This window comes from Candidatus Hydrogenedentota bacterium (assembly GCA_018005585.1).
Taxonomy (GTDB): domain Bacteria; phylum Hydrogenedentota; class Hydrogenedentia; order Hydrogenedentales; family JAGMZX01; genus JAGMZX01.
The window spans coordinates 1-13,577 of record JAGMZX010000106.1; the positions used below are offsets into that span (position 1 = coordinate 1).

General features: G+C 63.7%; 11 protein-coding genes. 6 read left to right on the forward strand and 5 right to left on the reverse strand.

The annotated features are described in order from the left end of the window. Window positions 1-12 precede the first annotated feature (12 nt). Window positions 13-912 (reverse strand): alpha/beta hydrolase, encoded by a 900-nt coding sequence (locus KA184_16405; protein ID MBP8131161.1) that lies wholly within the window; start codon window positions 910-912, stop codon window positions 13-15. Between the two features lie 50 nt (window positions 913-962). After that, entirely contained in the window at window positions 963-1,904 is a 942-nt protein-coding gene (locus KA184_16410; protein ID MBP8131162.1) for an alpha/beta hydrolase, read from the reverse strand. Between the two features lie 229 nt (window positions 1,905-2,133). On the opposite strand from KA184_16410, the gene KA184_16415 reads away from it, so the two are divergent. Next, window positions 2,134-3,513, forward strand: coding sequence for an MATE family efflux transporter (locus tag KA184_16415; GenBank protein MBP8131163.1), 1,380 nt, complete (start codon window positions 2,134-2,136; stop codon window positions 3,511-3,513). Window positions 3,514-3,525: 12 nt separating this feature from the next. Here KA184_16415 and KA184_16420 read toward each other — a convergent pair whose 3' ends face one another. Then, the gene (locus KA184_16420; protein MBP8131164.1) at window positions 3,526-3,930 is read right to left on the reverse strand and encodes a hypothetical protein; all 405 of its coding nucleotides are present in this window, start codon (window positions 3,928-3,930) and stop codon (window positions 3,526-3,528) included. A 404-nt stretch (window positions 3,931-4,334) separates the two neighbouring features. Here KA184_16420 and KA184_16425 point away from each other — a divergent pair, with 404 nt between their 5' ends. Further along, a complete protein-coding gene (locus tag KA184_16425; GenBank protein MBP8131165.1) occupies window positions 4,335-5,666 on the forward strand; it encodes a Gfo/Idh/MocA family oxidoreductase in 1,332 nt (443 codons plus the stop codon). Here KA184_16425 and KA184_16430 read toward each other — a convergent pair. After that, the gene (locus KA184_16430) at window positions 5,661-7,445 is read right to left on the reverse strand and encodes a PAS domain-containing protein (GenBank protein ID MBP8131166.1); all 1,785 of its coding nucleotides are present in this window, start codon (window positions 7,443-7,445) and stop codon (window positions 5,661-5,663) included. The two genes, KA184_16425 and KA184_16430, sit on opposite strands and share 6 nt — an antisense overlap. 276 nt (window positions 7,446-7,721) lie before the next feature. Here KA184_16430 and KA184_16435 point away from each other — a divergent pair, with 276 nt between their 5' ends. Then, window positions 7,722-10,070, forward strand: a complete 2,349-nt coding sequence (locus tag KA184_16435; GenBank protein MBP8131167.1) for a GH92 family glycosyl hydrolase — start codon at window positions 7,722-7,724, stop codon at window positions 10,068-10,070. A 39-nt stretch (window positions 10,071-10,109) separates the two neighbouring features. Here KA184_16435 and deoC read toward each other — a convergent pair whose 3' ends face one another. Next, window positions 10,110-10,775, reverse strand: coding sequence for a deoxyribose-phosphate aldolase (deoC, locus tag KA184_16440; protein ID MBP8131168.1), 666 nt, complete (start codon window positions 10,773-10,775; stop codon window positions 10,110-10,112). A gap of 147 nt (window positions 10,776-10,922) precedes the next feature. Here deoC and KA184_16445 point away from each other — a divergent pair, with 147 nt between their 5' ends. The 3 genes from KA184_16445 to KA184_16455 all read left to right on the forward strand — a co-directional run. Continuing rightward, window positions 10,923-12,737 (forward strand): carbamoyltransferase, encoded by a 1,815-nt coding sequence (locus KA184_16445; GenBank protein ID MBP8131169.1) that lies wholly within the window; start codon window positions 10,923-10,925, stop codon window positions 12,735-12,737. Further along, window positions 12,738-13,163 (forward strand): hypothetical protein, encoded by a 426-nt coding sequence (locus KA184_16450; protein ID MBP8131170.1) that lies wholly within the window; start codon window positions 12,738-12,740, stop codon window positions 13,161-13,163. It begins immediately after the preceding gene. A gap of 176 nt (window positions 13,164-13,339) precedes the next feature. Then, a partial coding sequence (locus tag KA184_16455; protein MBP8131171.1) for a hypothetical protein occupies window positions 13,340-13,577 on the forward strand: 238 nt, incomplete at its 3' end.

Consider the following 13,577-nt stretch of genomic DNA (forward strand, 5'->3'; position numbering starts at 1 on the left):
GCCGGCGCCCTCTTACGCCCCATCGGTTTGGTGCTGCAAGAGAAACCGTTCCAGCGTATCCGCGAATTCCTCGCGCATCATCGCGTTCATGTGCGTTGCCCCGTCGATCACGACCACCTCGATACCTGGTATGGCGTCGCGCAGGTTTTCCACGCCGGCCTTCAGCGGGTCGCGGGAGCCGACGATGCTCAGCATCGGCACGCGGATGCCGCGCACTTCCTCCTCCGTCACTATCAGGTCCGGACTGCTCCGCAGCACAGCAGCAAGCGCCTTGCCGTCGTTCAAGAACCGGGTAAGCAGTCTGATGGTCCAGGTATGAATGAACCCGGGTTTGTCCCGGTCTTTGCCGAAATCACCGCTGGGCGGCTTGATTCCCCGCCCTTCTTCGAGCATCCGCGCCAGTTCCGGCGCGCGCGACAGGAACGCGTTGTTCTCGGGGCGTTCCCAGCCCGCGCCCAGGGGACACGCCGTGATCAGACGGTCCGCGTGCATCGCCGCGAACTTTACGGTCAGGAACCCGCCCAACGAGTAGCCGGCGACGTGCGCCTTTTCGATGCCGAGATGGTCCATCAGGCGCACCACGTCCTCAACCATCTCGCGCCCGTATTGTTCCGGTTCATGCGGCTTGCCGCTGCGCCCGTGGCCGCGCAGGTCCGGCACGATCACGCGGAACTTCCGTGACAAGCGCTCTGTAATGCCGGGCCTGCGCCAGTTGAAATCGCCCTGCACCGCGAACCCGTGAATCAGGATTACGGGCTCGCCCCGGCCCTGTTCCGTGTAGAAGATGCGAACGCCGTTCGACTCGAAGTACTGCCCGCTTGAGCGCGCCAGGAAGAGGTAATAAAAGACGCCCCCCGCGCCGAGAAGCGCGACAAGCGCCACGGCCAAGACAATGAATGCCGCCTTCCTCATGGCGGAGCCTCCCCGTCCTCACCAGGGCCGCCGCGCTCGCGCAGCGGCCGTCAGGTCGCATGAAGCTGCATTTGGATCTCGTTCTTGAATCGACCGCAAAGCATCGCGGTAGCGTGGTCCTTCTCCGGCAAATACACGACCCGCGCGGATGTCATCACCCCGTCGAGGTTTTCGACCGCGTCCTTGAGCGGGTCGCTGCCGCCTACGATCACCAGCGCGGGGACTCGGTTGGCGCGCAGTGCTTCCTCGGTTACGTGCAGGTCGGGCATCGATGTGACCAGTGCCTGCATGGCTTGCATGTCGTTCAGCCAAGCCATGGCCGCATCGATAAGCCACACCTTTGCCGCGCTCGGGTCCTTGGCCGGCTCCAGCGCGCGCACGAGTGGGTCGAAAGTGCCGTTATGTTCCAGCGAATCGGCCAGCGCGGTGAGAATCGACATCTTCGGCGTGGTCAGTTCATACCAGCCCGCGCCCCCTACGACCGCGGTCCGCAACCGGTCCGGATACATCGTGAGCAACTTCAGCGTGATGAAGCCGCCCAGCGAATACCCGACGACGTGCGTCTTCGCGATGGCGAGGTGATCCATGAGCCGCACCACGTCTTCGACCAGCTCCGTCCCATAGCTTGAGGCATTGTGCGGGTGGTCGCTCAGGCCATGGCCGCGCAGGTCGATGGTGATGACCCGGCAGGTCTTCCGCAGGTGGCGCGTCACGCCCGGCCAGCGCCAGTTTATGTCCCCGTTCACGCCCAGCCCGTGAATCAGGATTAGCGGTTCGCCGGACCCTTCGTCCGTGAAGTGAATACGCACGCCGTTGGAACGGAACCATTGGCCGCGCACGCGCCGCGTAGACACGTATATCAGGACAAGAACGCCCAGAAACACGCCGATACCTGCCAAGGCGGCAACCGGCAGCCACAAGGCGAGCAGCCCGAAAAGGGCCAGCAGCAGCAGCACAACACCCGCCATTACGAATCCCAGCCTGTACTTCATGGCTGATATCTCTCCCTTCGGGATGAGTCGCGCCCGAACCGCTGCCTCCCTGAAAAGCAGCGTGTCATCTTACTTCCCGAGACCTTCCGAAAACAAAGGCGTGGCGCGGACAAGAAGCCGGTATGCATAGACGTTTGAAAGAGAATGGGGCGCGAAGCCCCGGGCCACTCATGCAACCGGCCAGCGCGGTTGTGATAAGCTCCAGCAGGGTGCTCCGCGAGAAAGGTTCATGACGTCAACCACACAAGAGAACGTTTCTGACCGCTGGGATGGCGTGCGCGAGGTCATGGGCATGTCCTGGCCCATCATTCTCGGCTCGCTGTCTTACACGTTCATGGAATTCACGGACCGCATCATGGTCGCGCAACTCGGCACGGGCGCAATCGCGGCCGTCGGCAGCGCGGGCGTGTGGTCGTTTCTTCTGAGCACCGTGTTTCTTGGTGTTGTCGGCTGCGTCAGCACGTTCGTTGCGCAGAGCATCGGCCGCGGGAGCGCGGGCGACGCAGGCAGCTACGCCTGGCAAGGCTTGTATATCGGTCTTGGCGCCGGTGTGCTCACGCTGGCGCTCTGGCCGGTGGCCGGCTGGCTGTTCGGTCTCATGGCGCACTCGCCCGAGGTCACGGCGCTCGAAAAAGGCTACTTCCGGGTCCGGCTCGCCGGCTACGTGCCCATGACATGGTCAAGCGCACTGGTCGCATTCTTCACCGCCATCGGCCGGCCCAAAGTGACCATGTACATCGCGATTATCGCCAACGGCTGCAACGTCGTAATGAACTATTTTCTGATCTACGGGCACGGCGGGTTTCCCAGGCTCGGCGTGAACGGGGCCGCGCTCGCCACGGTCCTTTCCCAGTGGTTGCATGCGGCACTGCTGATCGCGCTCTTCCTGCGGCCCGCGCTGGACGCCGCCTACAACACCCGGCACGGCAGCGCCTTTCATGCGCAGCGCGCCCGCGAACTATTGCGCATCGGGCTTCCGTCCGGCCTCACCTTCCTCATGGACGTGGCCACGTGGGGCGTCTTCGTCAGTTTCATCGTCGGCCGCTTCGGCGACGTGCCGCTCGCGGCGAACAACATCGCGGTCAGTTTCATGAGCGTGTCGTTCATGCCCGCCGTCGCGGTCAACCAGGCGATCACGCCCATCGTCGGCCGCTGGATTGGCCTGGGCGACATTCCGGCGGCCATCGCGCGCACGTATACCGCACTGCGCATTTGCATCGGCTATATGGTTTTCATGGGGGTGGTTTTCGCCGTTTCCGGCGGCGTGTTGATCCGGCTTGTGTTCAGCGGCGACCCCGACGTGGCCAGCCTCGGCCATCGTCTGCTTGTTCTCGCGGCCATCTTCCAGGCGTTTGACGCGACCAACATCGTCTGCATGGGGGCCTTGCGCGGAGCGGGCGACACCCGCTGGGTGATGTGGATGACCTTCCTGGCGGCCTATGTATTCTTCCTGCCCTTGGCCGGGGCCATCGCGTTTCTGCTGCAGGGCGGCGCGTACGGCGCCTGGATCGGGGCCACCATCTACACGGTCGTCCTGAGCGGGCTTCTATTCACGCGCTTCCGCAGCGGGCGCTGGCGGCACATCACTATCTTCACCGCGCGCCCGTAGCCGGGCTTCGCGCTACGAGGCGGCAACTACGGTCAGTTGCGCCAGCAGCGAAGACACCACATTCATGACGCGCGGCATGTGCAGCAACTCCCGCAATACCTCGATGAAAGCCGTTTCATCCGCGCATTCCTTCCCGCTGTTGTCGGATTCGGTCGCGAACACGAGCAGCGGATACGGATGTTGCAGGTTGTGGCGGACGCGCACGACGAAAAAGCGCAGCCCCTCCATCTCCGGCGCCACGACGTGCATCGTGTGCAGCAAATCAGAGCCCAGCACCCGGGTTGTTATTTCGCCCTGTACCATATTCTCCGAGCGCTCGGACAACACTTGCGCTTGCCGCTGCAGAATCGCGCGCGGTGTAACGGGCGCCCCTTGCGCGAGCAGTTCCGGCCAGAGATTCGGAATCTTCCACACCATGACTCGGTCTCCCTCAGCGGATCGGACAACGAAGTCGCCTTTTATGAACTTCTCATGCGGCGGGAGAGAAAAGGCTTCTGCAATCCACAGCATGCGAATGCCTCTCCCGCCCCCCTTCCGGCCACGTACTAAAAGACGTGTTCTCAGCCCCTCAACAACACGTATTCTGACTTCGCTACCGGCCAGTTCATTCACTATTTCAACATAACCGGCGCGTTTTGTCAAGAAATTACTGCGGGGCTCCGGCGTGTTATTGCGCTCGCGCATGTCCCCTCAGACCATCGTCCCGCGTCGCGCAGAGGCCGCATACCGCGCCGCTGGCCCCGGCGACACGGGAAACCTTGCCTGCATCCCTCAAGTCCATAGAATGAGACAAGACTGAAAAAGACGAGCGGGGTCTTATCATGAAAATACCAGGAAGCGTTACGCGGCGCGCGTTCCTGCGGCGCGCGGCCGGCACGGCGGGGTTGTTCACCATTGTGCCGCGGCATGTGCTCGGGGCCGGGCAGACGCCGCCCAGCGAGACGCTTAACGTCGCCGGTATCGGCGCGGGCGGCCAGGCAATGTATGACCTTGGCCAGGTTTCCCAAGGCGCTAACCTGGTGGCGATTGCCGACGTGGACGACGTGCGCGCGGCGAATGCCTACCAACGCTGGCCGGACGCGCGGAAATACAAGGACTTCCGCGTCCTCCTGGAAAAGGAAGGGAACGATATCGACGCGGTTGTCGTCGCGACGCCGGATCACGTGCACGCCGTGGTCGCGATGGCCGCGATGCAACTGGGCAAACACGTCTACGTAGAGAAGCCCATGGCGCACGACATCCGCGAAACCCGGGCGCTTGTCGCGGCAGCACGCCGCTACAAGGTCGTCACCCAGATGGGCAATCAGGGCCACTCGATGCGCGGCGTGTATCAGCTCAAAGAATGGCTCGACCAAGGCGTGATCGGCGCCGTGACAGAAGTCCGGTGTTGGACCAACCGCCCGAGTTGGCCACAGGGCATCGAGCGCCCGTCCGACACGCCGGCCGTGCCCGCAACCCTCGATTGGAACCTCTGGCTCGGTCCCGCGCCGGCCCGGCCTTATCATCCGGCGTATTGCCCGCGCAATTGGCGCGGCTGGTGGGACTTCGGCGAGGGCGCGCTGGGCGACATGGGCTGTCATGTCCTCGACCCGGCATTCTACGCGCTCGAACTCGGAGCGCCGGTCCGCATTTCCGCGGAGACCTCCGGCGTAAACGCGGAGACAGGGCCCAACTCGTCCGTGATCCGCTTTGAATTCCCCGCCCGGGGCGACAAGCCCCCCGTGACGCTAACCTGGCACGACGGCGGGAACCTGCCGCCGCGCCCGGAAGATGTGCCCCCCGAGGAGCGCATCGGCGACAACGAAGGCGGCAGCCTGTTTATCGGGGAAAAGGGCATGATCAGCGCCGGCACGTACGGCATGGGCCTCAGGCTATTGCCCAAGGCCCTTGCGGACCAGCACGAGCGGCCGAAGCTCGACCGCGAACGCAGCAAAGGGCACCAACTCGACTGGGTCGAAGCCTGCAAGACGGGCGAACCGACCGTGTCCCACTTCGACTATGCCGGTCCCCTCACGGAATTGGTGCTGCTCGGGGTTATCGCCATGCGCGCTTCGGGCCCTGTCACGTGGGACGCCGCCAACATGGTCTTCCCCGGTACGCCGGACGCGGACCGCTTTCTCACTCGCGACTACCGCGAAGGCTGGACCCTATAGCGGCGTTTCCGCGGGCAACAAGAGGCGAAACGTGGCGCCTTTGCCCGGGGCGCTGTCAACGCGGATGGTGCCTTTGTGGCCGTGGACCACGCCCAACGTGGCCGGAAGGCCCAGGCCGCGTCCGAGGAATTTCGTGCTGAAGAAGGGATCAAAAACCTTCCGCAGGGCGGAGGCGTCCAATCCCGGTCCCGTATCCACGACATCGATGAACAGGTAATCCCCTTCGGCGAGCGGGTCCTGAGTTCCGGGGTCGAGAAAATAGTCCCGGCCGCACGTGACCACGCCCGTCTTGATGGTAATGGCGCCCGGCGTCTCGCCGATGGCCTCGACAGCGTTGCGCGCGAGGTTCATGACCGCTTGACGCATCTGGACGACATCAATGCGCGCAGGGGGAAGCCGTTCGCTCAGTTCGTAACTGAGCGCGACATGGCCGGGGACAATGACCCGTATCATGGGCGCCGTGTGGCGCACCACATCCGAGACATCCACGAGCGCCGGCTGCAGCTGAACCCTGCCCGCGTAGGCCAGCATGTGCTTGGCCAACTCAGCGGCCCGTTCGACGGCTTCATTGACCGCATCAAGGTAGGTACGGACCTGCGCCTCCGGCCCAAGGCGGGCAATGGCCAATTCGGCATTCCCCTGGATGACCATCAGCAGGTTGTTGAATTCATGGGCGATGCCGCCGGCGAGCACGCCCAGACTCTCGATCTTCTGCGCCTGCATCGCCTGTGCATCCAGCCTGCGCCGCGCCTCTTCCGCGTTCTTGCGCTCCGATATGTCGCGAACCAGCAGCAATTTCCCTGCAAAGTGGTTCTGTCCGCTGTACACTGGCGTGACGCGCGTTTCCAGCCACGTCGACCCGCGGGAAAGGTCAGGCGCCGCCAACTCCATTTCCCGCAAGCCTTCGGACAAAACGGTCGTCTGCGGCCACGCGCCGAGCGCCTGTTCCGCCGTCATGGCAATGGCTCCGGCAGGCAGCCGCAGCAGGGTGCTTGCGGCGGGGTTCACGTCGACTACGCGGTTCTCTGCGTCGATAAATACGACGCCTTCCTGCATCGCCGTCAGGATCGCGTCATAGGCGATGGGCATCGCCTTGAGCAACCGCCACCGGAAAATGGCCCAAAGGATCAGCGCGCCGGATACCGTGAACAGCAGCGGCGCCAAGTCAAAGCCCCTATATACGCCCGAGAAGTACAATACGTTCCCGCCCAGCGGCGCGGCGAGGGCTACCAGCAACACCGTCATCTGTCCCCGGAACAACCGCGCCGACGCATATGCTCTGAACAACAACAGCGCCGCGGCCGCCACCATCAGCACGTAAGAGTAAATGACCAGACACCACACCGCGGGGCCGTGCTGGTAGACAACCAGCCCGTTTCCCTGGGCGTTCAGGGGATAGATCGCCGGCCACGCCAGGCCGTGCCATTCATTCGTCCAGACGAGGCACAGGGCGACTGCCGGAATCAGCCAGAGCGCGACAATGAGGCGGCGGCCGATATAGCCGCCGTATTGGCCGTAACTGAGCGCGAACAGCATCCACAACGCCGCCAGGTTGCTGGTAGCGAGGTATTGAATCTTTGACCACAAAACCTTCGCGGGTATCCCGGAACTTGCCAATTCGCAGGCCACCGCGACAGCATAGAAAGCCACGGCCACCATGACGAGCGAGAAATAGTTGTGGCCCGGCGTGGAACGCTGCCGCCAGGCGTACCAAGCCAGGCACAGGCCAATGCCGCTGCTCCAAATCAGCAGCATTTCAACGATGACAAGCCAGTGCACGCGGAGAATTCACCTTTTCCTTCGGACATGAAGACGCCCTGCGCGGCCTCCTCATTCCCCGGCTCCATTCCCGCCGCGCCGCTCCCTTGTCCGTTCCCGCACGGCTCAAACCGCTCCGGTGAGGTTATTCTATCATAACGCAGGACAGGGCCGTTTTCGGATTCCGGCGGGGCAGCTCGGGAATAACGCCGGCCTCAGTTGCCCGGCCCGCATTGCGGTCTGCCGCTTGGGTCTCTACAATCTCAGCCTATGCCAGGGACGGGAGGCGAAGAGCCCATGGAAATCCCGATCAAATTGCGCCGTATAGTGAAATGGGGCTGTATCTCCACCTTGACGCTGCTCGCCATCCCGGTGCTCGGGTTCCTGGGCCTTTGGGGCTACTACTACAGCATCGTGCGCAAGACGCCGGGCGCGCTTGCCGCGCCTGTGCAACCCGGGCCGCTCGGCTCGGCCGTGGACCCATTCATCGGCACGGGTGGCGTCCCTTACATGTGCGCGCATAATACGCCCGCCGCTACTACGCCCTTCGGCATGGTCCGTCTGGGTCCCGACACGGCTTCGATACTCATCAGCAGCACGGGCACCAATCGCTCGGGCTACTACTATGGCGACAACAAGATTATCGGGTTCAGCCATACGCGCCTGGTCGGCGCCGACGCGCTCGAAGGGGGCGTCTTTCGGGTTTTCCCGGCGGCGGGGCGGGGCGGGGCGACCGTAATCCCGCGCAAGGGGCGTTATGCGCGGTTCTCGCATCGAGATGAGTCGGCGGGACCGGGCTTCTACGCCGTGCGGCTGCCGCAAGACGGCGTACTCGTGGAACTGACGGCCACGCCGCGCGCAGGCGTGCACCGCTACACGTTTCCCGGCGAAGACGCTCCGCATCTCCTGCTCGACGTGACGAGTTCGCTGGGCGACCGCCGCTGCGAGAACGGCCGCGTGCGCGTCCTGCCCGAGGCGCGGGAAATCGAAGGCTCGGCACGGCTCTTCGGCTCGTTCTCGGGCCGCTACGGCGGCCTGGACGTCTACTTCGCCGCGCGGTTCGACCGGCCGTTCGCCGGCTGGAGCGTGTTGCGGGGCGAAATCGCTTCGGCGGGCGTGGCGGAAGCGCAAGGGGATGATTTGGGTCTGGATATCGCGTTTGCAGCGGAGACGCGGCCCTGGAGCGTGCAACTCAGACTCGCGATCTCGTATGTCAGCGTCGTCAATGCGCGTTTGAACCTGGACACGGAGGCCGCGGAGCGCGGCTTCGAGGACATTGCCGCGGCCGCGCGCGACGCCTGGGAAGAACGGCTCGGGCGCATCCGCGTCCACGGCGGCACGGAAAAGCAGAGGCGCATCTTCTACACGGCGCTGTACCGCGCATTTCAGATGCCGACGATCTTCACCGACGTCAACGGCGAATACCGGGGCTTTGACCGGGCCGTGCACCAGGCACAGGGCTTTCAATATTACACCGATTTCTCGCTCTGGGACACGTTCCGCACCGTCCAGCCGCTCTACAACCTGATTGCCCGCGCCGAACAGCGCGACATGATGCGCTCGCTGCTCGACATGGCCCAGCGCGGCGGCACATTCCCGCGCTGGCCGTCCGGCTGCGGTTACACCGGCTGCATGTTCGGCACGCCCGCCGACATGGCCGTGTCCGAGGCGTATCTGAAGGGGATCCGCGATTTCGATATCGAATCGGCCTATGCGGTCATGCGCCGCACCGCGCTCGAGGGACGGCCCGAGGGCTCGCGCGGCGACCAGCGCGACGGCCTACGCGATTACCTCGAACTGGGCTATTGTCCATCGGACCGCATGGACGAATCGGTGTCCGCGACGCTCGAATATGCCTGGGCCGACCACGCGTTGTCGCTGCTCGCGAAAGAACTGGGCCACACGGCCGACGCCGAGGTCTTCGCACGGCACGCGCAATCGTACCGTAATCTCTGGAATCCCGCGACGCTGTTCTTCATGCCCCGCGACAGCCAAGGCCGGTTCGCCGCCGAATTCAAGCCGCTCCTGCTCAGTTACCTCGACTTCGACCGGAAGTACACGCGGGCTTACGTCGAGGGCAGCGCGATGCAGTGGCGCTGGGGCGTCCCCTTCGACGCCGCGGGCCTGGTGTCCCTGTTTCCCATCCGGGACCGGTTCCTGAGCGAACTGGAGGTATATCTGGAGGGCTGCAAGCCAAGGCCCGGCCCGTGGAATCCCGGCGGCAATTACTGGCACGGCAACGAGCCATACATTCACGCCGCGTACCTGTTCAATGCGGCGGGCCGCCCCGACCTTACCCAGAAGTGGGTCCGCTGGATTCTCGAACACAAATACGGCGACGGCTACGCGGGTCTCGACGGCAACGACGACGGCGGCACGCTTTCCTCCTGGTATGTGTTCAGCGCGCTGGGCTTCTATCCAATCGCGGGCACGACGCGCTACGAACTGGGCGCGCCGCTCTTCCCGGGCGCGGAGATCAACCTCGGCGGTCCCGTGCTGAGCATAGTCACATCCCACTTCGCCCCGGGGAATCCGTATGCCTGCCAGGTAGACCTCAACGACACGCCGCTGCACCGCACCTGGTTCAACCACGACGAAATCGCCGATGGCGGCGTGTTGAGTTTTGACATGAGCGCGGCGCCGTGACAAAGGTTCGGAACGGCAGGGATTCTGGCGCCGCCCCGCCTACTCTGGGGCGCCTTCCAGTATCTCGACACCGGCACTGGTGCCGATGCGCGTCGCGCCCGCTTCGATCAGCGCCACCGCATCGCCATAGGTGCGGATGCCGCCCGCCGCCTTGATGCCCAACTGGTCGCCCACCACTTTCTTCATCAGCGCGACGTCTTCCGGGGTCGCCCCGCCGTGACCATAGCCCGTCGCGGTCTTCACAAACGCCGCGCCCGCGCGCATGCTCATCTCGCACACAGCGACTTTCTCGTCCCGCGACAGATAGCTCGTTTCCAGGATTACTTTCACCGGAAGGCCCCGCACCGCTTTCACCAACGCCGCGATCTCCCGCTCGACATACCCCGGATAGCCGCTCTTGAGCGCGCCAATGTTGATCACCATGTCCAGTTCGGTCGCGCCGTTGCGCGCGGCGTCGCGCGCTTCCTCGACCTTTATCTGGGCCGTGTTACTGCCCAGCGGAAACCCGACCGTCACGCAGATGCCCACGCCTGACCCCGCCAGCTTCTTTACGCAAAACGGCGCCCAGGCCGGATTCACCGCCACGGCGTGAAACCCCTGCTGCATGGCCTCGTCGCACAACTCTGCGATATCCACTTGCGACGCATAAGCGCGCAACTGGGTGTGCTCAATCATCCTGGCGAGCTGAACGCGACTGACCGGCAACGTCTATCCTTCGCTCCTCTGGTTACCCCCCGTTCCCTTTGATATCGTACCACGCCCGACGTGTCCCCGCCAATTCCGGACTCCGGTCTTCGTTGATTCGGTATCCTTGTTCCCGTATGATTCTCCCAACGGATGAGGCTGCGGTCATTGAACATTCTCGGTATATCCGCATACTATCACGACAGCGCGGCTGCTCTGCTCCAGGACGGCGATATCGCCGCAGCGGCGCAGCAGGAGCGCTTTTCCCGCGTAAAGCACGACCTGCAATTCCCCAAGGAGGCCGTCGAATACTGCCTGAAAGCCGCCGGAATCACGCAGAACGACTTGGATTACGTCGTCTTCTACGACAAGCCGCTGGTCAAGTTCGAGCGGCTGCTGATGACTTATCTGGGCACGGCGCCCAAAGGCCTGCTCTCTTTCTTCGACCAGATGCCCACCTGGCTCAAAGAGCGGTTTCTGATGCGGAACACCATTCGCCGCGAACTGGACTACAAGGGCCAGATTCTGTTCTCGACGCACCACCTGTCGCATGCGTCCGCCGCGTTCTTCCCCAGCCCCTACGAGGAGGCGGCCTTCATCACCGTGGACGGCGTCGGCGAATGGGAGACGACTACCGTCGGCGCCGGGCGCGGTAACAAGGTCCAAATCCTGAAAGAGATCAATTTCCCCCATTCCCTGGGCCTGCTGTACTCCGCGTTCACCTATTTCACCGGATTCAAGGTGAACAGCGGCGAGTACAAGCTCATGGGGCTGGCCCCCTACGGCGAGCCGGCCTACGAGGAGCTGATCAAGCGCGAACTCGTCAACATCAAGGAAGACGGTTCGTTCCGGCTGAACATGAAGTATTTCGACTACTGCGCCGGGCGCCGCATGACGAACAAACGCTTCGCCAAGCTGTTCGGCGGTCCCCCGCGTAAGCCCGAATCGAGGATCACCCAGCGCGAGATGGATATCGCGAAGTCGATCCAGGTCGTGACCGAAGAAATTCTCCTGAACATGGCCCGGTTCGCCCACCGGCTCACCGGCATGCGCCATCTGGGCATCGCAGGCGGCGTGGGGCTCAACTGCGTCGCGAATGGGCGCATCCTGCGCGAAGGCCCCTTCGACGATATCTGGGTCCAGCCCGCCGCGGGCGATGCAGGCAATGCGCTCGGCGCCGCTCTCTTCGCGTGGCATCAGTTGCTCGACCGGCCGCGCAGCCCGCATCCGCGGCGGCAGAAGGCCTCCTACCTCGGCCCCGAGTTCTCCGACGAAGAGATTCAGGCCTATCTCGACCGCGAGGGCATCCCCTATGCGCGTTTGGCGCGCGAGGAAATCCCCGGCCGCGTGGCGCAACTTATCGCGGACGGCAAGGTCGTCGGCTGGTTCCAGGGGCGCATGGAATTCGGGCCGCGCGCGCTTGGCAGCCGCAGCATTCTCGGCGACGCGCGCTCGCGCGAGATGCAGTCCGTTCTCAACCTCAAGATCAAGTTCCGCGAATCGTTCCGGCCTTTCGCGCCGACGGTATTGCGCGATTTCGCGGACCAGTACTTCGACCTGCGCGGCGCGGAAAGCCCCTACATGCTGCTGACAACCTCCGTGCGGCCCGAACGCCTCCGTCAATTGACCGAAGAAGAAAAACAGGCCAAGGGTTTCGACAAGCTCAAGGTCGTGCGGTCGGACGTTCCCGCGATCACGCACGTGGACAACTCCGCCCGCGTGCAGACCGTCGCGCGGGAGGATAACCCGCTTTACTACGACATGATCCGGGCGTTTTACGACAGGACCGGGTGCCCGGTCATTATCAATACCTCGTTCAACGTGCGCGGCGAGCCCATCGTCTGCACGCCCGAACACGCGTATACGTGCTTCATGCGCACGCGCATGGATTACCTCAGCTTGGGGTCGTTCCTGCTCGACAAGGCGCAACAGAAGCCGTGGAAAGAAGAAGAGGACTGGCGCCAGAAGTACGAGTTGGACTGATTGCGAATGCAAATCGATACCTCAAGTAAGAGCGAGCAGCGCAAATTCGGCATCGTCATGGCTGTGGCCATCACGGTCCTCGGCCTGATCCGCTGGGGATTGCACGCCTGGCGCGGCGAAGCCATTGGGCCGCCCTACTACTTCTTCGCCGTGGCCGCCGCGTTCCTGGTCCTCGGCCTCGCAGCCCCGATCGTGCTGCGGCCCGTGCTCTACCTCTGGTTCCAGTTTGCGCTCGGCGTCAATTGGGTCATGACCCGGCTGCTACTGTCGTTCGTTTTCCTCGTCATGATCACGCCCGGCCGCATTCTGATCCGCCTCTTCGGCGAAGACCCGCTCAAACGCGCGTGGCGCGCAAACCAGGATTCCTTCTGGGAAACGCCCGAGGAACCGCCCAAGGAATTTGACCGGTACAAAGATCAGTTCTGACGCGCCCGGCCCGGCTGTCGCCCTCGTCCCCCGCTGATGCGTTCCTTGTATCACGGCCAAGCGGCTGTATATGCTTGTTTTCTTCCACAGTTGCGGCGGCAAAGAGCCTGATTCTTTTACGTCATCGGGCAAGGAGAAGAGTCCGGTCTGCAAGAGCGTACAGGGAGAGCATGGACATGATGCGGAAGGTGGTGACCCTCTTTTCATTGGTGGTCTTGGCGCCGGCTGTCGTGGCGGCGCAGGAACCGGCCCCGCCGGTTTCCCAAGCCGCGGAAGATCCCGCCCAAGATACCATCTCCGAGAGTCTGCCGCTCCTGCCCCTCGGCGGTTTTGACCGTGCCGCGGCGGGCGCAACACAGCCTCTCGGCTGGACCGCGGAAGGCGAGGGCGATTGGTTGCAGGACGCGGAGGTCA